The 26,224-nt window shown below is 41.6% G+C and carries 30 protein-coding genes; 7 read left to right on the top strand and 23 right to left on the bottom strand.

Annotation, left to right across the window (positions count from 1 at the left end; translation table 11 throughout):
* Positions 1-20: 20 nt before the first annotated feature.
* The 6 genes from MHB67_RS01250 to MHB67_RS01225 form a co-directional block, all read right to left on the bottom strand.
* The gene (locus tag MHB67_RS01250; protein WP_041106141.1) at positions 21-251 is read right to left on the bottom strand and encodes a sulfurtransferase TusA family protein; all 231 of its coding nucleotides are present in this window, start codon (positions 249-251) and stop codon (positions 21-23) included.
* Positions 252-284: 33 nt separating this feature from the next.
* Positions 285-1,412, bottom strand: a complete 1,128-nt coding sequence (locus tag MHB67_RS01245) for an MBL fold metallo-hydrolase (RefSeq protein WP_133744690.1) — start codon at positions 1,410-1,412, stop codon at positions 285-287.
* Between the two features lie 14 nt (positions 1,413-1,426).
* On the bottom strand, positions 1,427-1,981 hold the full coding sequence (locus tag MHB67_RS01240) for a sulfurtransferase TusA family protein (protein WP_024427454.1): 555 nt from the start codon (positions 1,979-1,981) through the stop codon (positions 1,427-1,429).
* Between the two features lie 47 nt (positions 1,982-2,028).
* On the bottom strand, positions 2,029-2,382 hold the full coding sequence (locus tag MHB67_RS01235; RefSeq protein WP_103132645.1) for a rhodanese-like domain-containing protein: 354 nt from the start codon (positions 2,380-2,382) through the stop codon (positions 2,029-2,031).
* Between the two features lie 12 nt (positions 2,383-2,394).
* Complete coding sequence (locus tag MHB67_RS01230) at positions 2,395-2,877, bottom strand: DsrE/DsrF/DrsH-like family protein (protein WP_103132646.1); 483 nt, start codon at positions 2,875-2,877, stop codon at positions 2,395-2,397.
* Between the two features lie 123 nt (positions 2,878-3,000).
* Positions 3,001-3,261, bottom strand: coding sequence for a metal-sensitive transcriptional regulator (locus MHB67_RS01225; protein ID WP_003217059.1), 261 nt, complete (start codon positions 3,259-3,261; stop codon positions 3,001-3,003).
* 183 nt (positions 3,262-3,444) lie between these two features.
* Here MHB67_RS01225 and MHB67_RS01220 point away from each other — a divergent pair, with 183 nt between their 5' ends.
* Positions 3,445-3,951 (top strand): hypothetical protein, encoded by a 507-nt coding sequence (locus MHB67_RS01220; RefSeq protein WP_073203579.1) that lies wholly within the window; start codon positions 3,445-3,447, stop codon positions 3,949-3,951.
* Positions 3,952-3,991: 40 nt separating this feature from the next.
* Complete coding sequence (locus MHB67_RS01215; RefSeq protein ID WP_073203576.1) at positions 3,992-4,600, top strand: transglutaminase family protein; 609 nt, start codon at positions 3,992-3,994, stop codon at positions 4,598-4,600.
* Positions 4,601-4,737: 137 nt separating this feature from the next.
* On the opposite strand, the gene MHB67_RS01210 is transcribed toward MHB67_RS01215, so the two are convergent.
* On the bottom strand, positions 4,738-5,574 hold the full coding sequence (locus MHB67_RS01210; RefSeq protein ID WP_073203573.1) for a helix-turn-helix transcriptional regulator: 837 nt from the start codon (positions 5,572-5,574) through the stop codon (positions 4,738-4,740).
* A gap of 103 nt (positions 5,575-5,677) precedes the next feature.
* On the opposite strand from MHB67_RS01210, the gene fabF reads away from it, so the two are divergent.
* From fabF to MHB67_RS01185, 5 genes are all read left to right on the top strand, one after another.
* Entirely contained in the window at positions 5,678-6,910 is a 1,233-nt protein-coding gene (fabF, locus tag MHB67_RS01205; RefSeq protein ID WP_073203570.1) for a beta-ketoacyl-ACP synthase II, read from the top strand.
* Positions 6,911-7,049: 139 nt separating this feature from the next.
* Positions 7,050-9,113 (top strand): thioredoxin domain-containing protein, encoded by a 2,064-nt coding sequence (locus MHB67_RS01200; RefSeq protein ID WP_103132647.1) that lies wholly within the window; start codon positions 7,050-7,052, stop codon positions 9,111-9,113.
* Positions 9,114-9,265: 152 nt separating this feature from the next.
* A complete protein-coding gene (locus MHB67_RS01195; RefSeq protein ID WP_103132648.1) occupies positions 9,266-10,036 on the top strand; it encodes a SurA N-terminal domain-containing protein in 771 nt (256 codons plus the stop codon).
* A gap of 224 nt (positions 10,037-10,260) precedes the next feature.
* A complete protein-coding gene (glpT, locus tag MHB67_RS01190) occupies positions 10,261-11,595 on the top strand; it encodes a glycerol-3-phosphate transporter (RefSeq protein WP_024424430.1) in 1,335 nt (444 codons plus the stop codon).
* 92 nt (positions 11,596-11,687) lie between these two features.
* Positions 11,688-12,569: a glycerophosphodiester phosphodiesterase gene (locus tag MHB67_RS01185; protein WP_151040756.1), complete on the top strand. Its 882-nt coding sequence runs from the start codon at positions 11,688-11,690 to the stop codon at positions 12,567-12,569.
* A gap of 39 nt (positions 12,570-12,608) precedes the next feature.
* On the opposite strand, the gene MHB67_RS01180 is transcribed toward MHB67_RS01185, so the two are convergent.
* The 16 genes from MHB67_RS01180 to glmS all read right to left on the bottom strand — a co-directional run bounded on the left by MHB67_RS01180 (position 12,609) and on the right by glmS (position 26,034).
* Positions 12,609-13,997 carry an amino acid permease gene (locus MHB67_RS01180; RefSeq protein WP_025092487.1) on the bottom strand — a complete coding sequence of 463 codons (1,389 nt, stop codon included), beginning with the start codon at positions 13,995-13,997 and terminating at the stop codon, positions 12,609-12,611.
* A gap of 286 nt (positions 13,998-14,283) precedes the next feature.
* The gene (locus tag MHB67_RS01175) at positions 14,284-14,889 is read right to left on the bottom strand and encodes an ABC-2 transporter permease (protein ID WP_122631567.1); all 606 of its coding nucleotides are present in this window, start codon (positions 14,887-14,889) and stop codon (positions 14,284-14,286) included.
* Complete coding sequence (locus MHB67_RS01170; RefSeq protein ID WP_151040754.1) at positions 14,873-15,748, bottom strand: ABC transporter ATP-binding protein; 876 nt, start codon at positions 15,746-15,748, stop codon at positions 14,873-14,875. Before MHB67_RS01170 ends, MHB67_RS01175 begins: the two co-directional genes overlap by 17 nt.
* Before the next feature lie 5 nt (positions 15,749-15,753).
* Entirely contained in the window at positions 15,754-16,125 is a 372-nt protein-coding gene (locus MHB67_RS01165; RefSeq protein WP_003217079.1) for a GntR family transcriptional regulator, read from the bottom strand.
* 170 nt (positions 16,126-16,295) lie between these two features.
* A complete protein-coding gene (locus MHB67_RS01160; protein WP_342492725.1) occupies positions 16,296-17,423 on the bottom strand; it encodes a DUF418 domain-containing protein in 1,128 nt (375 codons plus the stop codon).
* A gap of 140 nt (positions 17,424-17,563) precedes the next feature.
* The gene (locus MHB67_RS01155) at positions 17,564-17,845 is read right to left on the bottom strand and encodes a hypothetical protein (RefSeq protein ID WP_258011209.1); all 282 of its coding nucleotides are present in this window, start codon (positions 17,843-17,845) and stop codon (positions 17,564-17,566) included.
* Between the two features lie 76 nt (positions 17,846-17,921).
* Positions 17,922-18,437 (bottom strand): HEAT repeat domain-containing protein, encoded by a 516-nt coding sequence (locus MHB67_RS01150; protein WP_103132655.1) that lies wholly within the window; start codon positions 18,435-18,437, stop codon positions 17,922-17,924.
* Positions 18,438-18,456: 19 nt separating this feature from the next.
* On the bottom strand, positions 18,457-19,878 hold the full coding sequence (gene skfF / locus MHB67_RS01145; protein WP_103132656.1) for a sporulation killing factor system integral membrane protein: 1,422 nt from the start codon (positions 19,876-19,878) through the stop codon (positions 18,457-18,459).
* Positions 19,871-20,593 carry an ABC transporter ATP-binding protein gene (locus MHB67_RS01140; protein ID WP_103132657.1) on the bottom strand — a complete coding sequence of 241 codons (723 nt, stop codon included), beginning with the start codon at positions 20,591-20,593 and terminating at the stop codon, positions 19,871-19,873. Before MHB67_RS01140 ends, skfF begins: the two co-directional genes overlap by 8 nt.
* 225 nt (positions 20,594-20,818) lie before the next feature.
* Entirely contained in the window at positions 20,819-21,229 is a 411-nt protein-coding gene (locus MHB67_RS01135; RefSeq protein ID WP_103132658.1) for a RidA family protein, read from the bottom strand.
* A 102-nt stretch (positions 21,230-21,331) separates the two neighbouring features.
* Positions 21,332-22,096 carry an ABC transporter permease subunit gene (locus MHB67_RS01130; RefSeq protein ID WP_103132659.1) on the bottom strand — a complete coding sequence of 255 codons (765 nt, stop codon included), beginning with the start codon at positions 22,094-22,096 and terminating at the stop codon, positions 21,332-21,334.
* A complete protein-coding gene (locus tag MHB67_RS01125) occupies positions 22,093-23,010 on the bottom strand; it encodes an ABC transporter ATP-binding protein (RefSeq protein WP_103132660.1) in 918 nt (305 codons plus the stop codon). The genes MHB67_RS01130 and MHB67_RS01125 overlap by 4 nt, the downstream gene beginning before the upstream one ends.
* A 14-nt stretch (positions 23,011-23,024) precedes the next feature.
* On the bottom strand, positions 23,025-23,216 hold the full coding sequence (locus MHB67_RS01120; RefSeq protein ID WP_103132661.1) for a PLD nuclease N-terminal domain-containing protein: 192 nt from the start codon (positions 23,214-23,216) through the stop codon (positions 23,025-23,027).
* 153 nt (positions 23,217-23,369) lie between these two features.
* A complete protein-coding gene (locus tag MHB67_RS01115; protein ID WP_234107535.1) occupies positions 23,370-23,726 on the bottom strand; it encodes a DUF2200 domain-containing protein in 357 nt (118 codons plus the stop codon).
* A gap of 105 nt (positions 23,727-23,831) precedes the next feature.
* Positions 23,832-24,170, bottom strand: coding sequence for a hypothetical protein (locus tag MHB67_RS01110; protein WP_234107534.1), 339 nt, complete (start codon positions 24,168-24,170; stop codon positions 23,832-23,834).
* A 61-nt stretch (positions 24,171-24,231) separates the two neighbouring features.
* The gene (glmS, locus tag MHB67_RS01105; protein ID WP_024424445.1) at positions 24,232-26,034 is read right to left on the bottom strand and encodes a glutamine--fructose-6-phosphate transaminase (isomerizing); all 1,803 of its coding nucleotides are present in this window, start codon (positions 26,032-26,034) and stop codon (positions 24,232-24,234) included.
* Between the last annotated feature and the right edge of the window lie 190 nt (positions 26,035-26,224).

Raw genomic sequence — 26,224 nt, 5'->3', positions numbered from 1 at the left:
AGCAGATACCCCTACATCCTTTAGGACCCTTTTCTCATCCAGAACTTCAACACGTGACCTTCTTCTGTCTGCGTGATCAATTCATGTCCGCTTGACTTCGCCCATGCGGCTAAGTCAGCTTTAGCCCCTTTATCTGTTGCATGTATTTCTAAAACTTGACCTTCCGCCAAGTCGTTCATTTTTTTCTTCGTTCGAATAATCGGCATTGGGCATGCGAGCCCTGTTACGTCTAAAATTTGATCTGATGTCATTTGATTGTTCCTCGTCTCTTATTTTATTGGACATTACCGAATCGCACAACGGTTTGGACCCATTTCCATTTCACGCTGCTCTTCCACATCTGGGTTCAGCTTCCCCATATTGGTTTTACGAATCTCTTGAAAGGCATGCGGCTGTGCAGGCAATCCCTCCGTCACCATCTGTCTAAACACATGTTGATCTTCAATATGAAGCCCATGATTTTCTTTTAAAAGTGAGTCGAGCTCCTTCCAAACACTGCCGTCTTCGTTCATTTCTTCGATGGTCATGAAGTGCGCAGGCAGAACGATGTATTCCTTTGAAAGCGCCATATACCGTTCATAAAGCGTCTCTCTCAAATCATCTACCCAGTCCTCCGCCATTCCAGCAAGATCAGGTCTTCCAATCGAATCAATGAACAAAATATCACCTGAAAGAAGATATTGATTGTCTACGATAAAAGATGTTGAGCCGATCGTATGTCCCGGGGAATAAATGGGTTGAATATCAATAGAAGCTGTTCCAATCGTTATCCGCTGTCCTTCTTCAAGACGTTCATATTCAAAGGTTACCTCTTCGGCATCTTTTGGCGGCAGCCAGTAGGTAGCACCCGTTAGTTCAGCCAGCTTTTTCCCACCAGAAATATGATCTGCATGAAGGTGAGTATCCAGCACATGCGTCACAGAGACATCATGCTTTTTCGCAAAATCGATATAGACCTCCGTCATTCGAGCTGCATCCACAACCGCGGCTTCTCCATTGGACATGATCATATAGGACAGACACCCTTTGCCCATCCGTACAAATTGATACAGCTCTCCGCCGCCGCTTAAATCACCTATTTTCACTGGCTCTAGATGCTCACTCCATGCCTTCATGCCGCCCTGCAAATAATGAACAGGCACGCCAGCCTCTGACAGCATCTCCGCCACCAGGATAGAGGAACCTTCCTTAGCACAAACCACCAATACTTCACGGTCACTAGGAATGTGCTGTAAAAGGTCCTCTACTCCGTCAAGCAGATCAAAATAAGGCACATTCAAATCAACGATTGCTTCCCCTTCAATCTTCCAGTCCTGCACATCTGCTTGATTTCGCACATCTAGCAAAAAGAGCGGCTCTTTGCCCACGATCTTTTTTGTTAACTGCTCTGCAGTCATGGCTTTTACCGTCATGTTTTATTCAGCTCCTATTTTTCAATGGCTCCTGTCCAGCTATTCATGCCTGGCACCACATTGATTAATTGTTGAAATCCTTTCTCTTTTAGCTTTTGCGCAGCTAATTCACTTCTTCTGCCTGAATGACAGATGAGATAAATGTCCGATTCTCTTGTTAACTCCTCTGCACGATGTTCCACCTCACCAAGCGGGATATGAACAGCTCCTGGGATATGCCCCGCTTCGTATTCATCCAGCTCTCGTACATCCAAAATAAACAGAGATTGATCTTCTTTTACCTTCTGTTGAAAGGCATTCAAAGATATTTCCGAAATCATAGGCTCTTCCTCTTGCGCTCCGCCCTTACGAATCAAATGATGGAGCACCTGACCCTCTACTTTTGTTCCTAAAAACTCATGGCCGGCACTTTTTGACCAAGCCGCTAAATCCGCTGCTGATCCTTTATCGGTAGCTTGCACTTCAAGTACATCTCCTGGCAAAAGCTCATTCATTTGTTTTTTTGTTTTCACAATCGGCATCGGGCATGCCAATCCTTTTGCATCTAAAATGACTGTTGGTTGCTGCATGTGATATCCTCCTTTATATAGGGGTGGGGGTATATTTTTATGCGTGCTTAATGCCAAGCATTCATACCACCCTTGATGTTTGTAATATGAGTAAATCCTTGCTTCTTCAATATTTTCGCTGCCTGCATACTTCTCATTCCGCTTTGGCATATCACGTAGATCTCTTCATTTTTCTCAAGCTGAGAAGCTCGTTCTTTTAACTGAGGTAAAGGAATGTTTCGAAACCCTTTAATATGGTTTGTTTGAAATTCTACTGGAGATCGTACGTCAATGAGCTGTTGACCTTTGTTTTTCAGCCTTTTCTTCATATCAGCTGCATCCATTTGGTTTACACCTCGAACCGGCAGGAAACGGCTCACAAGTAAGCCAATCACCAGGATGAACAAAATCGTTTGAATCATTTCATCACCTCACTAAATAAATAAATTCACATTCCCAATTTCAGCCTCTGCTAAATAAGCGGCGACACCAGCATATTGAATATCATCTAATAATTCTTTCTCCTGCAGCCCTAAAAGATCCATCGTCATTGTACATGCTACGAGATTAATCTCCTGTTCCTTCGCCATATCAATGAGCTGCGGCAAGGTCATGGCATTGTGCTTTTTGATCACGTGCTTAATCATCTTTGGGCCCATTCCAGCAAAATTCATCTTTGAAATGCCCATTCGATCAGCCCCGCGCGGCATCATCTTGCCAAACATTTTTTCTAAAAAACCTTTTTTCGTTGGCACCATCTCATCCTTGCGCAAGGCATTCAGCCCCCAAAAGGTATGAAAAATCGTCACTTCATGATCATAGGCTGCTGCACCATTGGCAATAATGTAAGCCGCCATTGCTTTATCATAATCTCCACTAAATAGCACAATCGTCGTGCGTTTTTTCTGTTCTGCCATCCTGCTCCTCCTTCAAAATTACCCATGGGGGTATATACAAAATAAAAAATATATACACATACCGGTAAGGGTATATTATAACAAGTAAAAAAATCCGTCAACCTTCAAAGGCTGAAGAATTTCTTACCGGCTTTTCACCAATAGCTCTACTGCTTCTTTCACAAGACCCTCCGTATCCTTGCCTTGTTCAAGACTTTCTCGGACACATTGTTCAAGATTTGTACTTACAATCACACCCATTGCACGATCAATGGCATTGCGTGATGCAGACAGCTGCGTCACCACCTCGCGGCAATCCTTTCCCTGCTCCATCATCGCAAGAACCCCTTTAATCTGCCCCTCAATCCGGCGAAGACGGTTCTTCATCTGTTGATTATATTCCATGCACAAGTACCCCTTTCTATTGTTTCTATGAACAGATAGTATACCCTAAGAGGTATTTAGTCAAACGACTTGCCCTTCTCTTTTGTAGAGAACGTATGTGAAAAGAATTGCACATTCCACCATTTATTGATAAAAAGAAAATAATCAACGAACGAGAAATCATTGAAGAAAAGAGGACAGCCCATGACTTTACATCATTATATTGGATCAAACAAAGAACTGCCACTTGGTACCATTGGTCAAAATCCTACCTATAAACCGTTCTCTGAACTCAATATCAACATGTTTGATAAAAAACAAAAAAAGCCAAAAACCTATCAAAAAGAAGAACTTTTGATAGAAGTATTTGAAACAGAAGAGGATTTCGAAGGCATTCACATTGATTATCTAGATCCCGTCTATGAAGCGGTAAGAAACAAATTCACGCATCCTTTTGTTTATGAATTAGACATCATTCATTCTCTTCGTGCACTTTTTAAATTCATTGAAAAAGAGCTGTCAAAAGGAGAAACCATCGAAATCTATTCTTGTGTAGATGGACTCGAAACGAAAGAAAAGGATGATCAATTGGACGTAGAAATTGACCTAAGCAAAAAACGGTTTGGAAAACATATCGATTTTAAAGAGATCGATGAACTGATTGATATGTTTGAATTAGAAAACTTACAATATGTGTTGGTGAAGAAATAGACCTCCTGCGGTAAAAGTATAGAGAAAAGGGGACATTATCATGAACTTGACATGTGAATCTAAAAATTTAGATGATTATTTATGTGAACTAGCTGAAGTTGATTATTCTCATCCTCTTATTCGAGCAAAATCAAATGAACTTTTCAATCCATTGCAGACAGAAATAGAAAAAGCAAAAGCAGCCTATGAGTTTGTTCGAGATGAAATTCCCCATACATGGGATATCCAATCCAAACGAGTGACTTGTCATGCATCAGAGGTATTAACTTATAAAGAGGGAATTTGCTACGCAAAATCGAACCTATTAGCTGCTCTATTGCGCTCACAAGGAATACCCACAGGTTTCTGTTACCAGCGATTAATGTTGTTCGATACGCCAGATAAAGGATATTGTATTCACGCATTAAATGCAGTATTTCTGCAATCACTTAATAAATGGAGTCGATTAGACTCTCGCGGCAACAAAACAGGAATTGATGCTCAATTCTCACTTGATCATGAAAGATTAGCTTTTCATACCCAACAAGAATTAGATGAAGTCGACTATCCTTTGATATATGTAAGACCCCATCCAAAAACAATGAGTATTTTAAAAGAACATACAGACGCTATTGAGATGTATCAACACCATTTACCAGAAAAGATATAGGCTTGGGGCCAAGCCCTTCGACAAAGCCAAACGTGAAAATAAACCGGTGCTTGTTAGCATCGGTTATGCTCCTTGTCACTGATGGCTTGGGATCTATTTTATATTAAATGCACTCAATAACTTCATCCAAACGATAACTAGCCTTCAATCAAACGTTTTAACTTAAGCTCCGTTTCAGTATCCTCAACTGGAGTATAGACGCTGCATCTTAGATCAGTATCCCCATACACTTGTAATGAAGTGAGATTAAACAACATTTTACCTGCCTTAGCATGACGAAATTCAATTAATACTTCAGGTGCATAGCTGATCTCATTTTCATTCCAGATTTTACGAAACTCAGGATATGCCTGCTCCATTTTTTCTATAAATTGCTCATACCAGTCATCTGCCACATATTGCCCATAATACGTTCTAAATATGGCAATATATCCTCTAACAAAATGCTCCCAATTCACCGCTAAACTTTTAAATTCCTTTCTTGCGAATAGTAAGCGTATGATATTCCTTTCTGCCGGGTTGATTTGTTCAAAGTCCAAAAATACATTCGCAGCTGCTTGATTCCAGCCAACAATCTGACTTCTTCTATCCGATACAATCGTCGGGCAATAACGAAGTTCCTGCAAAATTTTCACTAAAGCCGGACTGATTTCCTTCTCATTCTCAATGATAAAGGATTGTTTCACTCCTTCCTCTAACGCTAAAGCGTACAAATATCTCCTTTCATCGTTATTTAATTGTAATGCTCGAGAAATCGCATCTAATACCGAAGTCGATACTTTTATATCTCTCCCTTGCTCTAACCATGTATACCAAGTAAGACTCACACCGGCTAGTTGAGCCACTTCTTCTCTTCTCAGTCCTGGTGTTCTTCTGCGGGTTCCTACAGGTAAACCAACCATTTGAGGCGTAATTTTCGAACGTTGGTTTTTTAGAAATTCTGATAATGCTTGAAGTCTTGTTTCAGGTTTCATGAAGATCTCCCTTTAAAATATTATTAATTATACTAGGATAAACAACAACTTGTAATAGGATAACACAATGGCTAAAGTTAATAAAAACAAGGAGGGAATGATCATGAAAAGAGTTGTCATTACTGGAATGGGAATTATTTCTCCACTTGGAAATGATGTAAATAGCTTTTGGAATCAACTAATCAAAGGACAATCGGGAATATCTCTCATTGATTCTTTTGATACAACTGATTATAAAACAAAAATAGCTGGAATCGTTCGTGATTTCGATGCAGATGAAATATTGGGAAGAAAAGAAGCAAAACGATTAGACCGTTTTAGTCAGTTTGCCTTAGCAGCAGCCGAACAAGCATTAGAAAATTCGCAATTACAGTTAGATCAAGTTGATCTTGAACGTTTAGGCGTATATGTTGGTTCAGGAATCGGGGGAATCCAATCGCTTGTTGATCATGTCAATGTATTAGATAAACGAGGTCCCTCAAGAGTAAGCCCCAGCCTTGTACCCATGATGATTTCAAATGCAGCAGCGGCCCAAATCAGCATAAAATTAGGAGCACAAGGACCATCATTGTCACCAGTCACAGCTTGTTCTATTGGGAACACCGCTATTGGCGAAGCTTTCAATGCGATCCGAAATGATGATGCAGATATTATATTTGCCGGAGGAGCAGAAGCTGCCGTCTCACAGATATCCTTGGCTAGTTTTGGAAACGCACATGCACTATCTACTAGAAACCAAGACCCAAGTCGAGCGAGCCGTCCATTCGACACAGATAGAGATGGATTTGTTATGAGTGAAGGCGCAGGTATCTTAGTATTAGAATCATTAGAAAACGCGATTCTTAGAGATGCGCCGATACTATGTGAAGTAGTGGGATACGGAGCTAGTTCAGACGCTCATCATATGGTAGCATCCCACCCAGAAGGTAAGGGTGCCTACTTAGCCATGAAAAAAGCATTGAAAAGTGCAAATATATCAACTGATGACATCGATGTTATTAGTGCTCATGCAACAAGTACACAAGTAGGTGATCGTTCAGAAGTTCTAGCTATTAAGAAATTATTTGGTGATCGTTCAAGTGAAATTCCAACAACGGCGAACAAGTCAATGACTGGGCACATGTTTGGTGCTGCCGGCGGAGTAGAAGCAATTGCTTTAGTGGAAAGTTTGAGACGAGGTATGATTCCGCCCACTATTAATGTAGAGAATCAAGATCCAGATTGCAGCTTAGATGTTGTATTAGAAGCAAGAAAGCTTCCATTGAAATATGGGCTATCCAATTCTTTTGGTTTTGGAGGACATAATTCAGCCATCTTGTTAAAGCATTACGATTGATGTAGCTATCAAGGGTTTATAGCCCTTGATTTTTTTCATTTTGGGAACACCTCACAGACAAATGATGACGAGCCTCAGCAATCTGATATATTAAATGGAGAAAAGAGAATACTAAAAACATTTAGAAAGCAGGTGACCCATGTCAAACAACGAAACACCCAACCCACTCATCAATGAAAAATCACCATACCTCCTTCAGCACGCCCACAACCCAGTTCACTGGTACCCGTGGGGGCAAGAAGCTTTCGATAAAGCCAAACGTGAAAATAAACCTGTGCTTGTCAGCATCGGTTATGCCACTTGTCACTGGTGCCACGTCATGGCACACGAAAGCTTCGAAGATCAACAAGTCGCTGACATCTTAAATGAGCATTTCATTTCCATCAAAGTCGATCGTGAGGAGCGTCCAGACATCGACTCGATGTATATGTCTGTTTGTCAGATGATGACGGGGCAAGGCGGCTGGCCGCTCAACGTGTTTGTCACGCCGGATCAAAAGCCTTTTTATGCGGGGACATATTTCCCAAAGAGAAATGCATACGGGCGTCCTGGCTTCATCGAGGCACTGACACAACTGCTGGATGCGTACCATAACGACCGAGATCATATTGAATCATTGGCAGAGAAAGCGACAAATAATCTGCGGATTAAAGCAGCAGGGCAGACAGAAAACACGCTGTCTCAAGAGGCAGTTCACAAAGCCTATTATCAGCTCATGAGCAGCTTTGATACGCTGTATGGCGGATTCGGCTCCGCACCAAAATTTCCTGCACCTCATATGCTCTCATTTCTAATGCGCTATTACGAATGGACAGGGCAGGAGAATGCGCTGTATGCAGTCACGAAAACGTTAGATGGAATGGCAAATGGCGGTATATACGACCATATTGGGTCGGGCTTTTCTCGTTATTCGACGGATGAAAAATGGCTTGTGCCGCATTTTGAAAAAATGCTGTATGATAATGCCTTGCTGATGGAAGCTTACACAGAAGCGTATCAGCTCGCCTCAAAACCTGTGTATGAAAAACTCGTCCAACGCCTGATCCAATTTATTAAACAAGATATGATGAATTCTAGTGGCTCCTTTTATTCAGCGATAGATGCAGATTCCGAAGGGAAAGAAGGGCAATATTACGTCTGGTCAAAAGATGAGATCATCACCCATTTAGGGGAGGAGCTTGGCGCTTTATTTTGCGAAGTCTATCACATCACAGAAGAGGGGAACTTTGAAGGGGAAAACATCCCTCATACCATTTCCACCTCTTTTGAGGACATCAAGGCCTCTTTTTCGATCGACGATAAAACCCTTCAGTCTAAGCTGCAAGAAGCCCGGCATATTTTACAATCAGTCAGACAGCAGCGACCCGCGCCGCTTGTCGATGACAAGGTGCTTACATCTTGGAATGCGCTGATGATCGCAGCTCTCGCCAAAGCAGGAAAGGTCTTTGATGCAGAGGAAGCGATCCATATGGCGAAGCAGGCGATGTCTTTTCTAGAAACACATCTTGTTCAACATGAGCGGCTGATGGTCCGCTACAGAGAAGGTGACGTGAAGCATCTCGGCTTTATCGAGGATTATGCGCATATGCTAAAAGCCCATATGTCTTTATACGAAGCGACCTTTGAATTAGATTGGCTGGAAAAAGCCACAGCCATTGCTGAGAACATGTTTGAGCTATTTTGGGACAAGGAAAAAGGGGGCTTTTTCTTCTCGGGATCAGATGCGGAATCGCTCCTCGTTCGAGAAAAAGAAGTGTACGACGGCGCTATGCCTTCTGGCAACAGCACTGCACTCAAGCACCTTCTCATGCTTAGCAGACTGACCGGACGTCAGGATTGGCTAGACACATTACAGCAGATGTTCCAAGCCTTTTATGTCGATGTCTCGTCCTATCCAAGCGGTCATACAGCGTTTCTGCAAGGGCTCTTAAGTCAATATGCAACGAAAAGAGAAATCATCATTCTCGGAAAAAACGGCGACCCTCAAAAAGAACAGCTTTTACAGGCGCTTCAAAAACGCTTCGTGCCATTTGATATCATATTGACTGCCGAAACAGGGGAAGAATTAGCGAAGCTCGCGCCCTTTACAAAAGATTACAAAACAATCGATGGAAAAACCACCGTGTATATTTGTGAAAACTACAGCTGCCGCCAGCCAATCACCGATATCGACGAAGCGATGGAACAATTATTCCACAATTGAGTTTGTCATGAGATGACTATGAGAAGACAAAATGAGGACAAACAGATAAAAAACATGTCAATCCGCTAACAAATTGTCTGTACGGTTTTATTTTTCCTAAAAAACGGTTAGAATGCGCACTAGACGTTCTCATACCGAAGGGAGAGAAAATGATGAAAAAGGTATCATACACACTCATCGCTTGTTTGTTATCTGTTGGACTTGCAGCCTGCTCGTCAAACGATGCCAAACAAGATAAGCAAAACGATTCAGCCAAAAACAAGGAAACAACACAGGCTGATCAAAAAGAGCAGCAAAAGCAAATGGAAGAAATGCAAAAGAAATTAGACGCACAAAAAATCGATGATCAAAAGGTCGTTGCGACCGTCAACAAAGACAAAATCACAGGCAGTGAATACAATAGCGCTTTATCTACCATTCAAGGCCAGCTTCAGCAGTCCGGGCAAGACCCCACTTCTAAAGAAGGCGAAAAAGCAGTCAAGAAACAAACCATTGATGCGCTCGTAGGCCAAGAGCTCATCCTGCAAGATGCTGAGAAGAAGGGCTTCAAAGCCTCTGACAAAGAGGTAGATAAGCAGCTAAAGGAAGAAAAGAAACAGTTTAAAGACAACGCTCAATTCGAAGAAGCACTGAAAAAGAGCGGACTCACATTGGATCAGCTGAAAAGCGACATTGCCGACAGCATCAAATACAGCAAATATGTCGACAAAGAAATCAAATCAGCCTCCGTCTCTGAGAAAGATGTCAAAGCGTACTATGATCAATACGCAGACCAAATGAAAAAACAAAAGCAAAAAGCACCAGAATACAAAGAGGTTAAATCACAAATTAAAAAACAGCTAGAATCTCAAGAAAAGCAAAAAGAAGTCCAAAAAGAAATTGAAAAACTAAAGAAGTCTGCGAAAATTAATGTGTCTCTATAACTGCTAAGAAAAAATCCGCCATTGTGCGGATTTTTTTGTTACTTCATGAACCATTTTTCCAAATTTATGACAAAAGCCTCATCATAAACGTCTCTTCCATCCGATATGATGGGAGTACAAAAGAAAGCGCTAACAATTCTTTTGTCTCTGAAAAGGTACAGGATCAAAAGCAATTCTCGTACTTTTGCTTCAGTCAATCGGACATCTACAAAAGGAGGATCTTTATGTTCAAATGGTTTAAACCTGCTCCACATATCGACAGGCTTGATGATGCCAAAACAGATGAGACGTATAAGCGGCTGCGGCTGCAAGTCTTTTTAGGCATCTTTATCGGGTATGCGGGCTACTATTTGCTGCGCAAAAATTTCGCTTTTGCCATTCCATATCTACAGGAAGAGGGGTTCACGAAAAGTGAATTAGGCTTTGTACTCGCAGCCGTATCCATTGCTTATGGCTTTAGTAAATTCATCATGGGGATGATCTCAGACCGCTGTAACCCCAGATACTTTTTAGCCGCCGGACTCTTTTTATCAGCTCTTATCAATATCCTATTTGTCTCATTTCCGTGGGTCACATCCAGTGTATGGATCATGTTTTTATTCATGTTCTTAAACGGCTGGTTTCAAGGCATGGGGTGGCCGCCATGCGGGCGTACGATGGCGCACTGGTTTTCGGTTAGTGAACGTGGTACGAAAATGTCCATTTGGAACGTCGCTCACAATATCGGCGGGGGGATTCTTGCACCGCTTATCACATTGGGAATTGTGCTGTTTGCGACGTGGAAAAGTATCTTTTTCTTCCCTGCCATCATTGCCATTATCGTCTCCTTCGTGATCATTCTTCTCGTACGGGATACCCCGCAATCCACTGGTCTTCCGCCAATCGAGGAATATCGAAATGACTATCCGGCACAAAACTATGAGGATCAAGAAAAAGAATTAACAGTGAAAGAGATTTTATTTAAATATGTACTCAACAATAAATTCCTATGGTATATCGCCATTGCCAACGTGTTTGTGTACTTTGTCCGTTACGGTGTCGTTGACTGGGCGCCGACCTACTTAACAGAAGCAAAGGGCTTTTCACCAGAGCATTCACGCTGGTCTTATTTTCTTTATGAATATGCAGGCATTCCCGGTACATTATTGTGCGGCTGGATCAGTGACCGCTTCTTTAGAAGCCGCCGCGCACCAGCTGGCGTCATCTTTATGGCCGGGGTGTTAATTGCCGTTCTTGTTTACTGGCTAAACCCTGCAGGCAATCCAATGGTCGATAACATTGCCCTCATCAGCATCGGCTTTTTGATTTACGGCCCGGTCATGCTCATTGGACTTCAAGCCATTGATCTCGCTCCGAAAAAAGCGGCTGGCACTGCTGCCGGACTGACAGGCTTCTTCGGCTACATTGGCGGCTCTGCCTTTGCCAATGCCATGATGGGTGTTGTCGTGGATCACTATGACTGGACAGGAGGCTTCATTTTACTGGTTGGTTCTTGTGTGCTTGCGATTGTTTTCCTCGCGATGACATGGAATACAGGAAAACGCGTTGAGCAAGCTTAATGAAAATCACATAAAAGATTCATATCCGCCCAACATGCTCTTTACATCTATTTCTTATGATGGAGGCAGTTACCGTAAAAGGAGGATAAAATATGAAGAAAAGTAGATTACTTGCTTTCGTGTTGCTCTCTTTTGCTTTACTGTCTTTTGCGTGGGTGCCGGCCACCGTATCGGCACATGAAAACCTTTTATCTCCAGATCGCATCTTAACCGTTGCACACCGCGGAGCATCAGGGTATGCACCAGAGCATACCCTGGCTTCCTACAAGCTCGCCACAAAGATGAATGCAGATTACCTCGAACTCGACCTTCAAATGACAAAGGATGGACATCTCATCGTGATGCATGATGAAACCGTTGACCGAACCACAAACGGAAGAGGCTGGGTCAAAGACCTCACACTTGCCGAAATCAAACAGCTTGATGCTGGTACCTGGTTTAACGAAGCCAATCCCGACAGACAAAATGCCAACTATATCGGACAGAGAGTCCTTACATTAGATGAGGTGCTGCGCTATTTCGGAAAACGAGAGAATTATTATATTGAAACAAAAAAACCAGACCTTTATCCGCAAATGGAAGAAAAACTATTGGCCGCCTTAAAGAAACATCACCTTCTTGGGAAACATACAAGAAAAGGCCAGGTCATCATACAATCCTTTAGTGAAGACAGCCTGCTAAAGCTTCAAAAATTAGCCCCACGTCTGCCAAAAGTACAGCTATTAGACAGAAACCAAATGACATCCATCACAGACGATCAGCTCGACTTTATCAAAACGTACGCTGTAGGGGTTGGACCGAATTTTAGAGCATTAACACCTGAAAACGTCCAGCAGGTCAGAAGCCATGGACTCCTCCTTCATCCATATACGGTAAACAGCGAAGCAGATATGACCCGTCTACTGCAATACGGCGTCACCGGTCTTTTCACCAACTATCCAGATGTCTTTAACCGTGTAAAAGCTTCACTCTAAATAAAAAAAGCCTTGCGGTCCATCCCGCAAGGCCTTTGATTATTTTACCGTTTGATCAGAAGAAGCTGTTTCAATCGGCTTCCGTTTTCCAATCCCAAATACAAAAAAGCTAAGTGCCACTACAATCAAGAACACAATTCCCACAATGAGAGAAATTCGAGTATCCTGATTAATGAGCATAAACACAAGAACCATCAATAAAAATCCGATTGTAAGATAATTAGAAAACGGTGCTAGCGGCATCTTGAACGGGTGCTGATCAAGTGCTGCCCCTTTTGCCTTTCTGAAGCCAATATGACTAATCAAAATGACAAACCAAGGCACCATCCCAGGAAGGACGCTCGCACTATACACATAGACGAAAATGTTTGGCGGAGAAACATAATTCAGGACCACTCCTATCGCTAAACCAATCAGCACAGCGAATGTTCCAAAATACGGTACACCGTTCTTCGAAATTTTCGTAAAGAAAGCAGGCGCCTGACCATTCACACCTAATGTATAAAGCATACGGCCCGCACTGAAAATACCACTATTACAGCCGGACATCGCTGCTGTAATGACAACAAAGTTAATAATACCAGCTGCTGCTGTAATCCCGATCTTCGCAAACGTCGCTACAAATGGACTGCCAAGGGTATTCAGCTGATCCCAAGGATACACAGTCACAATGACAAAGATCGCACCGATATAGAAAATCAAAATACGCCAGATGATACTTTTGATGGCATTTGTCAGCGTCTTTTGCGGATTTTGCGCCTCACCCGCTGTAATCCCAATGAGCTCGACACCTTGATAAGCAGCAATAACTAGAGACAATGCAAACAGGAATCCGCTAAACCCACCTGTAAAGAACCCGCCATGCGCCCAAAGATTAGACAGCCCAATAGGAGTTCCGCCATTTCCAAAACCGAAGAAAATAATGCCTAAACCTGCAACAATCATCAAGATAATTGTCACAATTTTGATCATCGCAAACCAAAATTCAAATTCACCGAACGACTTAACCGAAATCAAGTTGGCCGCTCCTAAAATGATCATCGCAATTAACCCTGGAATCCACGCAGGCAGCTCTGGGAACCAATATTTCATATAAGCCCCAACCGCAATAATTTCAGACATTCCGACAATGACCCACTGGAACCAGTTACTCCAAGCCGTCATATACCCTGCAAGCGGATGAATATATTGATGCCCGAATGTAGCAAATGACCCTGTACTCGGCTCAAGATATAACATTTCTCCCATCGCACGCATAATAAAAAAGATAAAAATACCACACACTGCGTAAGCTAGAAGAACCGATGGACCTGTCCACTGAATGGCCTTCGCTGACCCCATAAATAAGCCAACACCGATTGTGCCGCCAAGAGCGATCATTTGAATATGGCGGGCACTTAACCCTCTCTTTAATTCCTTTTGAGCCACTTTTCTTCCCCCTCATCAACAAACAACATAAAAAATAAAAATCAGAATTTTCATTCTGATTGAGAAACATCAATCTTTCGATGTATATTATCATAATAAATCTACCCTTAAAAAACAATTGTTTTTTTGAGGAAAACACTATTAACAAAATATTCTGACATAAAAGTAAGTTCAAATTATTTTATATTGATATAATCAATAATCAGAAAAATCTTCAAAAAAAGACCGTTCACACGGTCTTCTAAGCTCAAATTGTAAATTTATAGGAATTTCGGCAAATGCTTTCCTAAAACACTTTCCTCTGGTAAATCACAGTAGAAAGTCCCCAAGACAACAAGTAGAAGAGCATAATCAGCAAAGCTGACCCCGTATATAAAACAGGGATCGATACATTCATAATAAAATTAGTGAGCCCACTAAATTGCTCTGCTAAATAGAGAACAACAGGCGGTCCCATAGCAGATAATACGATAAAGCCAATGATCACTGCCATTGTAATATAACCAGGCTTTAAGATATAAAACAATGGAAACGTACACGCCGCGAACAATAAAAACAACCCGCTGCCAATCGCAATATCTGACAGCGAAAACAGTTTCCCAAACACAAGTAATGCAGCACTTGTCAGCCCGATCGCAATGACCATATAAAAAACGGCACCAAGATAACGGGAGGCAATAATTTCATTCCGGGTATAAGGCAAAGAATTTAATAGGATATTCGTTTCTGCCTTTTCATCATACGCATATGTGTTAAATGGAATGAAGACACTAGCGACTATAAACGTCAATACTGGATGTACATCCATGAAAATAAAAAATAAGATAAACGGAATAAAAATAAGTAACTGCTTCTTTTGCAAAATCACATCACGCTTAATTAAATGAAACATGCGCAGCCCCGCCTTTCAAATAAAACATGATATCCTCAAGCGACGCCGGTTCAATCACAACAGCATCCTCAAAAATAAGTTTCACCTCATCAATCCGATCTGATAATGCTTCAAAACCTGCTGATGTACGCTGAATATGGATAAACGCCTTTTCTGTGTCTCGATCCAATAACTCCAGGCTTCCTTTCACAAGCGCATAACTTTCTGCCACTTCATGAATCGACTGTTGAAAGACCAATCTTCCATTTTGTATAAACGCAATATAATCCGCGATCCGGTCTAAATCAGTCGTCACATGCGTCGAGAAAAAGATCGTCCGATTTCCATCAATCATCAATTCTTGTAACGTGCTGAGCAGCTCTCTTCTAAAAACCGGATCCAAACCAGCAGTTGGTTCATCCATAATAATCAGCTCTGCATGATGCGACAGCGCAATCGCAAGTGACGCCTTCATCTGCATCCCTTTTGAAAATGTTTTGATCGCTTTATTCAGCGGAAGACCAAACTGTTCAATATATTGATCAAAAAGCTGATCATCCCAGCGTTTATAGGCTGGTGCCACAATCCGTTTGATGTCTTTTAAATTCAACCCTGGGAAAAAAACATTGGCATCGTAAACAAATCCGATTCGTTCCTTAATCTCTTTTTCATGAGTATGATAATCCAATCCAAAAACCTTGATGTCACCTGAATCGGGCTTTAACAAATTCATGATCATTTTAATGGTGGTGGACTTACCCGCTCCATTCTCTCCAATAAACCCTGTGACAAAGCCTTTCTTGACCTGTAAATCAATATCCTGAACGGAAAAATCCTTGAATCGTTTCGATACTCCTTTGAATTCAATCACATGCTCCATTCATCTCACTCCTCATATAAGAACTTTAATAACTGCTGCAATTCATCAAAAGATAAGCCTAATTCTTTCCCGTTTGTGACAACGGCTCCAAGCTGTTCCTCGATCACCTTCAATTTCTTCTCTCTCATCACTTCTAAGTTTTGTTCCGCAACAAATGATCCCTTGCCTACAATTGAATAAATAAATCCCGCCTTCTCTAACTCTTCATACGCTCGCTTTGTTGTAATCACGCTAATTTGTAAATCCTTCGCCAGCTTTCGAATAGACGGCAGCGCTGCACCTTCCGCAAGCTCACCCGTTAAAATCATCGATTTGATTTGATTCGTAATTTGCTCATAGATAGGCTCCTTAGAATGGTTTGAAATCGTAATTTGCATATAAAAACCTCTTTTTTCAGATAGTTGGAACGAAACATTGTATATATACATTATATACACACTGAAAGAATATTCAACCATTTTAAAAATGTTCTCCTCATTTTTTTAAAATAGAATGCAATAAAAAAACCGCACAGCCCTTAAGCCATGCGGTTCTTTAACAAAATGCTTTATTTCCAATATACCCATTTTCCCATAAGCCACTCCACAGGACCTCTTCTCCATTTTTTCAAATAGAGATAGCTGATGAACAGCTGTGCTGTGTACAGTCCGACAGCAAGCAGCAGCCCAAACATTGATCCCAATTGTCCATATAGACCAAGTCCATAAGAATAGAAAATCGTTGTACAAATAATCGACTGCGCCAAATAGTTTGAGAGAGACAAACGGCCAAGCCCTGCAAGCAGGCGTTTTAAACCTTGGGCTGCCTTCGAATAGTAGAAAACAATAAAGGCTTGAATATACCCAATCGTCAGCACATAGGCACCCAGCGTAATCACCAATTCACTCCAAGGGGCCTCAATGAACGTCGCACATTTAAGCACAAGCCCGATCACAATCATCCACACCCAGCCTTTTCGATAGGCCATGCCTCGATCTTTTTCTGTCAGATGTCCAAGTTTCCCAACCGCCATACCAAGCAGTGCAAACGGGCCAACCATGATCGTACCAAAAAGAAAACCTAATATCGGCATAAGCGTAATGGTCACGATCGCCAGAATCATGGTTACAATCATCATATCGTCTTCAACCGTAATCCGGCTGAGCAAAATATCTCCATAATCACCTTTCGCATACACATCGGTTAATAAATCATCAGTTCCATAAACAAATTTCATCATGTATGGCAAAACGACTAATGACAACGCACCTAACACACCCGACCAAATAAGCATTGTTTTAATCCGGCTGCTCAAAAACATCATCAAGAAAAACGTACAAGCTCCATAATAAAGAAGAATGTCACCGTTCCAAATAAAGATGTAATGCAGCATCCCAAGCACAATCAAACCAAAACCACGGCGAACGACAATGGCATTCGTATTCAGTCCCTTAGCCTTCGTCGATTCAATCAGCTTGATAAAAGAATACCCAAACAAAAAGGAAAAGATCGGATAAAAAGACCCTTGGAACAAAATCTCCGTCAGATATACACCGAATTCCTGTCCCCAAAAACTCGAATCAAACATTTTCTCAAAATCATAATCATATTGGAAATTAAGCATATTCACAATCAAAATACCTAATAAACTAAAACCACGTAAACTATCAATTAACTCAACCCTAGATCCCTTCAACTCGACAGCTCCTTCGGACAATATAAAGATAAAGCGTATTTATCCTACCACACTTTTAAAAAAATGGTTTCCATACCCATGTGAAAAAGTGTGTTTTAAGGTAAATTTAATAAAAAAACCTAGAATATACATTCTAGGTATCATACTGAATACTTATGACTTTCTTCTTCCCGCAGCACACGCTTCAAATAAAACAAAATTCCCAAACCGAATAAAATCAACGCTATTTCCCAGTCTGCAGAAATCGGCAACCATTTCAGCATCATTAAAATCAGCAAAACCGCTCCAACACCTGCGAAAAAAATGACGTTTCTTTTTAATTCTTTGTTTGATTGAAACAACACTCTCTCCTCCTTAATACTTACTAACCAAATGAATGTTTTTCTAACCAGCCGATATCTCCCTTTTTCCAAGCTATTCATTGACCCTAAAAACTCCTTTGATCTTAAGGGCAAATCCAAGGAAGATGCTCAGGCCAGTTGAGTTTCTGCGTCCCCACTATTCATCCCCCTTATCTTTTAGCTGAAAGGCGATGATTTTTCCTAATGCTTCCTCAGCAGCAAAAGGAGTAACGCTGCCTGTTGGATTTTCTTGTTCTTGTTTTAAGCACTCGTACATGTTTTTTTCAATTTTTGATGGATCAATCCAAGAGATACACCATGATGCCCAGAAACAAGTAGGTCCCTCATAACGTTTAGCCAGTGCCAGAAGGAATGGCAAGCTAGGCTGCCCAATCCTCATGAGTGACATGGCAGCGGCCATTCTTGTATCTTCTTCGTCACTTTCTAATAGCCGAGCTAGCGGTTCTGCTGCGTCCCCCGCATCTGCTCCAAATTCACCAAGTACAGCTGCTGCAATGTTCCGCAGAGAGCCTTTTTCTTTTAAAGCCTCAACAAGGACGGGCACTGCATCTTTTCCACATTTTCTTAAATCTCCTATTGCTTGAACGATCGTTACTTCATTTGTATTGGCCAATTGTTGAATGGATTGAGACAGCTTATTTTCTGGTTTCATTTACAATCAACTCCTCTTTTTAATGAACCGCATGGTATCGATAACAAATCACATAAAATCCAGCCCCAGCCACTAGAGATACAATTGTAGTCAACAAGCCATCAGTGATGAGATGAATGCTAATAACGATCATAGCACTGATCACAGACGCAAATAGCAATGATCGATAATAGGCAGCCAAAGCAAAACTCATTTCTCGTCTCAGAGGCTGTATAAAGGCAAAGAGTCGTATGGCCAAAAACCATATATAAACTCCTCCACCAAATAAGGTCCAATACAAAACATCCTGAATCTCAACTAAATAAAGAGAAATCAAGTAGAAAGCATACAGCCAAAAGGTTTGAAACACCTCTAACAGAATGATTTTTTGATATAAAGCACCTGGAAAAAGGTAGAGCACTCCTGTTTGTGCGTGTCTTACAATCCCTGCATAATATGAACTAAAAAGAACGGATGCCGCGATGACGATCAAGAATAGATTCAGCCAATCTGAAAAATAAGTAAGGACGACATAGTAAGTACCAATTAACAGCATAGTAGATAGTACATGGAAAATCATATACTTTTTTATCAGCAATAATTCAATCCAAAGAAAAGCCCAGCTGCCCGTTAATGCCGGAAGTCCCCACCATGTCTTGCCCTTTTTTTGAACGATTGGACTTGAATGAATATGTTTCCCCTCAAATTCCTCCCAAAATACTGCCTCCTTGACTAAAGACTCCTTCATCTCTAAACGATGACTAGCACTGTACATCATCATGAAAGATAGAAACATCACTCCAATAAAAATGAAGACAGAAAGAATGGAGAACTCTTCGATCATACGTCCAACTTGAAACATCAAAGAATCAGCAATGTTCATCAACGAGGGCTGTTTCATCATTAATTGATTCAAAACAAGCAGTGCATAGCTGAAAAACATCAATACAAAGCCGAGTAAGAGCAGTCGCTTGTATACTCTAATAGTTCTAGCACAAGACACCGCAATCATCCAAGTTTCAACCAAACATAACAGCCCTGTCAGGATAAGTGATTTGCCAAGCAGAAACGGGTACTGCTGCGTCATAAAAAACAGAAGAAGGTCCGCAGCCAAAGCAGAGATAATGAGAAGAGCCCCTCGCCAGAATATGTGATACATCCACACACTGATAACAACCGTCCATAAAGAAGCGCCATTTCCATATAACCAAATGATATCGTTCATCTGACTAGGCAGCCGATTCGTAAACAAACCAAAACCCGTATAAAGAACAAACAAACAGACAATGATCCATCCTGCTGCACTTGTATCCCAATCACCCATACTTGAAACTGCGCTTAGCTGAAAACCAATTGCCGCTATGAAAAGAAGTAAGATCAGAAAAGGCATTTTCTTTTCTTGATTTTTACTGATCAAGCGCCTTTGAGATTTCATCCATAGTAGGGAGAGTGTGTTATTCACTTGACCACTCCCCCAAAAGTTGAATAACTTCTGCCCTCCACTCACTCTGTTCTTCCTTTAATTGAGGAACATCCATACTCTTCATGATGGCACCTTCTCGAATCAATACCACCCTGCTGGCCGTATCGAGAACGAACTCCAGACTATGAGTCGACACAAAGACCGCCCCCCCTTGACTGCTTTTTTGTCTCAGCCAATCCGACAGCCACTGTTTTGACGGTATATCTAACCCAACAGTCGGTTCATCTAATATAAAAAGGGAGGCATCCTGAACAATGGCTCCTGCTAAGACAACACGCTGCTTTTGGCCTCTTGACAGCCTTCCGCACAGTTCATTCATCTTCTCTTCCATATGTACTTCTTTCAACGCTTCATATACCTTTTCCTTGATCTGTTTTAAGCCTTTATGATATCCACGTGCCCGGAATTGAACATGTTCAGCAGCCGTTAAGTCTGGATACAAATATGGCTGATCTGGAATAAGAGCTACTTGTTTTTGGACATGGGCATGAACAGGCGGGAAACCCTCTATGAGAATTTCCCCTCCATCTGGTTTATATAGACCTGTTACACACCGAATTGTTGTCGTCTTCCCGGCGCCATTAGGCCCTAGCAGCGCCACAATCTCTCCTGCTTCGATGGAAAATGACAGACCCTCTATCCCATCACCATTGCTATATCGTTTGCTTACATTCTGAACCTCCATGAATGGCATCAAATCTCTCCCTTTGATTAGAGTGATGTATGCTTATCTATGGTGTGTTATAAAATCAAAAAACAAATGTCATTAGACCCACTAATCCATTACCCTAATATTACCATATAGAGAATAACAAGGTAATAGAAATGAGATAATCCATTCTATAAACAACGGAAAAAGAAATTATATTATGTACAAAATAAAAAAAGATTGGGTTGCAGTATCCCAATCTTTTATCTATTAAACCGCTCCATCAACTAAAACGATCTCCTGACACGCCCAAGCATCCACCTCTACCTTAAAAGCAGGAGAAGCCAATGCCACCACATAAATCATCGTCATACAAGGCAAATGATCACCTAAAAACTGCCCCATGATTCGTTTCCTGCTCTCAGCATCGAACTCTCCCACGAGATAAAATACTAGTTTCGTTATATCTTCCACAGCCATATCTGCCGCTTCTACATTTCGTTTCACATTCTCTAACGCTAGCTCTAGCTGCTCCAACGGGCTCTCAGGAATTGTTCCATCCGCCTCCATCCCCACTTGACCTGATAGAGTTAACCACCGCTGTGGTCCAGTTGTTTCTATTTGATGGGTATATGGTGCAAGTGGCGGGTGAATGGCCTCAGGATTACGTGATGTTCTCATAAATAAAAACCCCTTTTCTGAAAATACAGTTAATTTTTATCATCATATCAAATTTTCAACCGTATTCAGATTTTTATGCTCAAAGTAAACCTGAAGATACTGCTATAATTCTTGTTTTCTAAAAAGAAACCATCCGATGAGAAAAAAGAAAACAATCAATACCGATACACCTAGAAAACTTGTAAGTGCCTGATCCAAATAAGTCCCTTTATGAATCATCTCTTCGGCTGCACTTGTCACGCCTTTAGGCGCAAACTTCCCTAATGTCTCTTCATAAAATGAAGGTACGGTAAACAGAATAAGGTTGATTAAAAGCGACACACCGCCAGCTGTGACAGAACGTTGAAAGAACGCCGAAGCACAAATGGTCGATACCACAATCAGCAATAAATTTGGATAATAAAGAAGTGTTCCTTTTAACACATTGACCCAATCCACATGCCCAAATTGAATGTCCACATAATAAACAGAGACAAGCACCGCCACCACCAAACTAAACAAAGTCAAACAGGCATAGGCGCATATTTTCGAGACATAGTAACTCGTTCGACTGATCGGTTTCACCATAATCATCGCAGTCACTCCAGAGGCACGCTCTCCAGCGATCGTCCCCATCACGATCATAATCAGGATAAACACACCTAGCGAATCAAATTTACTCAATGCACTCGCCAAAGCCTCTCCTGCACTAGGCTCTGGTATGTAAAATGTAGCTCCTTCAGGTAAATTAGCTGATTCCGATAGAAGATCCGGCAGCATTTTGAGCGTAATAGGCTGTGTGATCATTAAAATCGTAAAAATAATAGGAACAAATAAGATTTTATAGCTAGTAAATAACTCCCTAAATTCCTTTTTCAACATCATCATGCATTCACAACCTTCATGAAAATATCTTCAAGCGTCAGCTTAGATAGTCGATAATGGAGGAGAACACCGCCAGATTCAGTGATGAGACGAGGCAGCTCCTTCAATGCTATTTGTTGATCGTTCACTCGCACCTGATAAGCATCTCCTGTCTCAAAGCATTCCTCCACCCAATCCCGCTCTTTTAGCAAAGCCACTAGTTTTGTATTCTGTTGTTCTAATTGAAATTCAATCACTGGCTGGATATAGTCTTCTTTGATCTGTTTCATGGAAGAAGACATCTCAATTTTGCCACTGTTGATCATGATAATATGATCTGCCACACGTTCAATGTCATCTAAAATATGGGTCGACATAAAGATCAACATCTCATGCTTTAAACGCTCAATCAAAGTCAGAACATCTTTTCTCCCCATTGGATCAAGTGCGGACACAGGTTCATCCAAGATCAGAACCTTCGGGCTGTTGATGAGCGCCTGCGCAATGGCCAGCCTCTGCTTCATGCCTCCGCTATAGCTGCCAATGGCACGATCCTTCGCCTCATACACACCACAAAGCTTCAACAGCTCCTCTGTTTTGGAGCGAATGATTTTTTTCTCTAAGTGAAATAACCCGCCAACCCAATGCATCCACTCCTGCCCCGTCATATCCTGATAAAATGCAGGATGCTGCGGACAATACCCTATCACATGACTAATGTCATCCATGTCCTTTGTGACATCCATACCCGCCACCTTCACGACGCCAGACGTAGGACGAGCAAGCCCCGTCAAAATCCGGATCGTCGTTGTCTTCCCCGCTCCATTGGCTCCTAAAAAACCAACACATCCAACCTCCCCAACAGAAAACGAAACATCTTTTAACACTTTATTCGGGCCATACGATTTCGTCAGCCCGTGACACTCCAGCATATTCAAGTGAATCACCCCTACTAAGATTGTTTACGACCAAAAATGAAATACGCAATAGGACCGGCACTCGCCACAAACACAATCACCAACGCCCAAATCCACTTCACCTCTCCTCTGATCCTCGATGGATCTCTTTTCAGCAAATCAAACAAACCAATCACCATCAACATCGCTTGCAGCAAAATAAGAGGTAATAACATCTTCATATCCATCCACGCCACTCCTTTTTCAAACGCCAATTTGTTTTAATATCACTTCTTTTGACGACATGAAGAAAGGATTCGTTCAAACGGATTTTATTTTTATCGATCGATTGATCTATAAGATAGAAAAAAGCCCAGTGAAGGTTAGTTCACTGGGCTTGCTCATGATGAACCTCTTAAAATCTTTTCCATCTTCTTTCCTTTCGCTAACTCATCAATCAGCTTATCCATATACCGAATGTTTTTCATGGTTTCTTCCTCAATGTCCTCTACCCGAACACCACAAATGACGCCTTTGATTAAACTGCGGGAAGGATGAAGCTCAGGAGCCTCAGCAAAAAAGGTTTCAATGTCTATCTGTTTATCTATCTGTTCCTGCAGCTCTTCTGGACTGTATCCTGTTAACCAACAAATAATCGTATCGACTTCAGCCTTTGTTCGTCCCTTTCTCTCTGCCTTTGCGATATAGAGAGGATAGACTTTTGCAAAGCTCATTGTGTAAACTTTATGTTTGGCCATGATTTCTTCTCTCTTCCTTTTATATATTAGCTATTAGGTTGTATTGCTTGCGCAAGGTTTGTTTAGCAATGTACTTACACATGATAATCAGGCTATTAATACAACTTAAAAACGATGATATAAACCTTTACTATTTCCCTTTTTATTCTCTTCATCTTTTTTGAAAGCTCTATATCTAAGAAATTGAACGATACAAAATCCAAGTAAAATACAAATTGGTCCTTCAATCGTTGCAGGACCGCCAATCAACAAATAAGAGCTAATAAACAATACAATATAACCAATCAAGAAAAAAACAATTCCCCATTTTTCTTTTTTTAAGTATCGATTAAAAATAACATCTCCCCCTTGAAAACAATCTGAAAACTGTAGCCTTCTAATATTGTACCCTGAATCAAAGAACATCGTACGATCAAATCTATCATTTTCTAGTTCTTTTGACACAAAAACACCCCTTTAGAAACGATATCTAAAGGGGTATCAAAAATCCGATTTTATTTAATTCCTACTCCACCGTCACACTCTTCGCAAGGTTACGTGGTTTATCCACATCACACCCGCGGTGAAGGGCTGCGTAGTAAGCGATCAGCTGTAATGGGACAACAGATGCAAGTGGTGCAAGTGCTGGATGTACAGCTGGAAGGACGAAACGGTCGCCTTCGTCTTCTAGGCCTTTTAGTGAGATGACACATGGGTTTGCTCCGCGTGCAACGACTTCTTTGACGTTCCCGCGAATGCTGAGGTTCACGTGCTCTTGTGTTGCAAGGGCAATGACCGGTGTGCCTTCTTCAATTAAAGCAATTGTGCCGTGTTTGAGTTCTCCGCCAGCAAAGCCTTCTGCTTGGATGTAAGAGATCTCTTTTAGCTTCAGTGAACCTTCAAGGCACACATAGTAGTCAAGTCCTCTTCCGATAAAGAATGCGTTACGTGTCACTGTGAAGAAGTCACGAGCGATTTGTTCCATTTCATCCTTTTGATCGACAAGGGCTTCCATTGCGTTTGCTACAATCCCAAGCTCTTTCACAAGATCAAAGTCAAGAGATTGACCGTTTAATTCAGCTGCAACAGATGCAAGGATTGCAAGTACAGCGATTTGTGCTGTGTAGGCTTTTGTTGAAGCCACTGCGATTTCTGGTCCTGCATGAAGAAGCAATGTGAAGTCCGCTTCACGAGAAAGCGTAGATCCTGGTACGTTTGTGATCGTTAATGCTTTATGACCAAGCTCTTTAACTTGAACAAGTACAGCGCGGCTGTCCGCAGTCTCCCCAGATTGAGAAAGGAAGATGAACAACGGCTTTTTCGATAGAAGCGGCATGTTGTAAGAGAATTCACTTGCTACATGGACTTCTACAGGTACTTTCGCCCAGTCTTCAATGTATTGTTTACCGACAAGTCCAGCATGGTAGCTCGTTCCGCAAGCCACAATGTAAATGCGGTCTGCTTCTGCTACTGCGCTTGCGATATCGCCAGCGACTGACAGTTTGCCGTTTTCGTCTTGATATTCTTGGATGATTTTGCGCATAACAAGCGGCTGTTCATCCGTTTCTTTTAACATGTAGTGAGGATATGTGCCTTTCTCAATGTCGCTTGCATCAAGCTCAGCGATATAAGAAGGACGTGTCATGATATCACCGTCAAGGTTTTTAATGATGACCTCGTCTTTTGTGACAATGACCATTTCTTTATCCATTAATTCCGCATATTCGTTTGTTACTTGAAGCATCGCCATTGCGTCAGAAGCCACAACGTTGAAATCTTCGCCGAAACCAACCAATAATGGGCTTTTGTTTTTCGCCACATAGATTGTTTCTTTGTTTTCGTTATCGAAAAGGGCAATTGCGTAAGAGCCTTTTAGTTGAAGAAGCGTTTGACGGAAAGCTTCCTCTGTATCAAGACCTCTGCTGACAAATTGTTCGATGACTTGAACAACAACCTCTGTATCTGTGTCGCTTTTTAGTGTGACGTCTTGTAAATATTCGCGTGTCAATTGTACATAGTTCTCAATGACACCGTTATGAACAAGCGTAAAACGGCCAGAAGCACTTTGATGCGGATGTGCATTTAAATGGCTTGGTACACCGTGAGTTGCCCAGCGTGTATGTCCGATTCCTGCTGAAGATGCTACGTTTGCATCTACGACTTCACGAAGCTCAGCGATACGTCCTTTTTCTTTGAACACATGCACGCCATCTTCGTTTGCCACAGCGATACCTGCTGAATCATACCCGCGGTACTCAAGCTTCTCTAAACCTTTTAATAAGATTTCCTTCGCATCATTCTGACCAATATAACCTACGATTCCACACATAAATATTCTTCCTCCCGATCATGTGAAAGGGACAAAGAAAGCCTACTAAAATAGAAGGGACATTTCTTCGTCCCTCTCTACATGTTTAATTTGGGAGATCATGTGTATTCCCTTTGTACAAAGAGTCACCTCTTTGCTTTAAAGAAACACTTACGGCTGTGATCTCTTTTTTGATCAGCCGGGAGGCATC

The sequence above is a fragment of the Bacillus sp. FSL H8-0516 genome (assembly GCF_038635285.1).
Lineage (GTDB): Bacteria > Bacillota > Bacilli > Bacillales > Bacillaceae > Bacillus > Bacillus safensis.
This window is presented reverse-complemented; position numbering and strand designations above follow the sequence as displayed.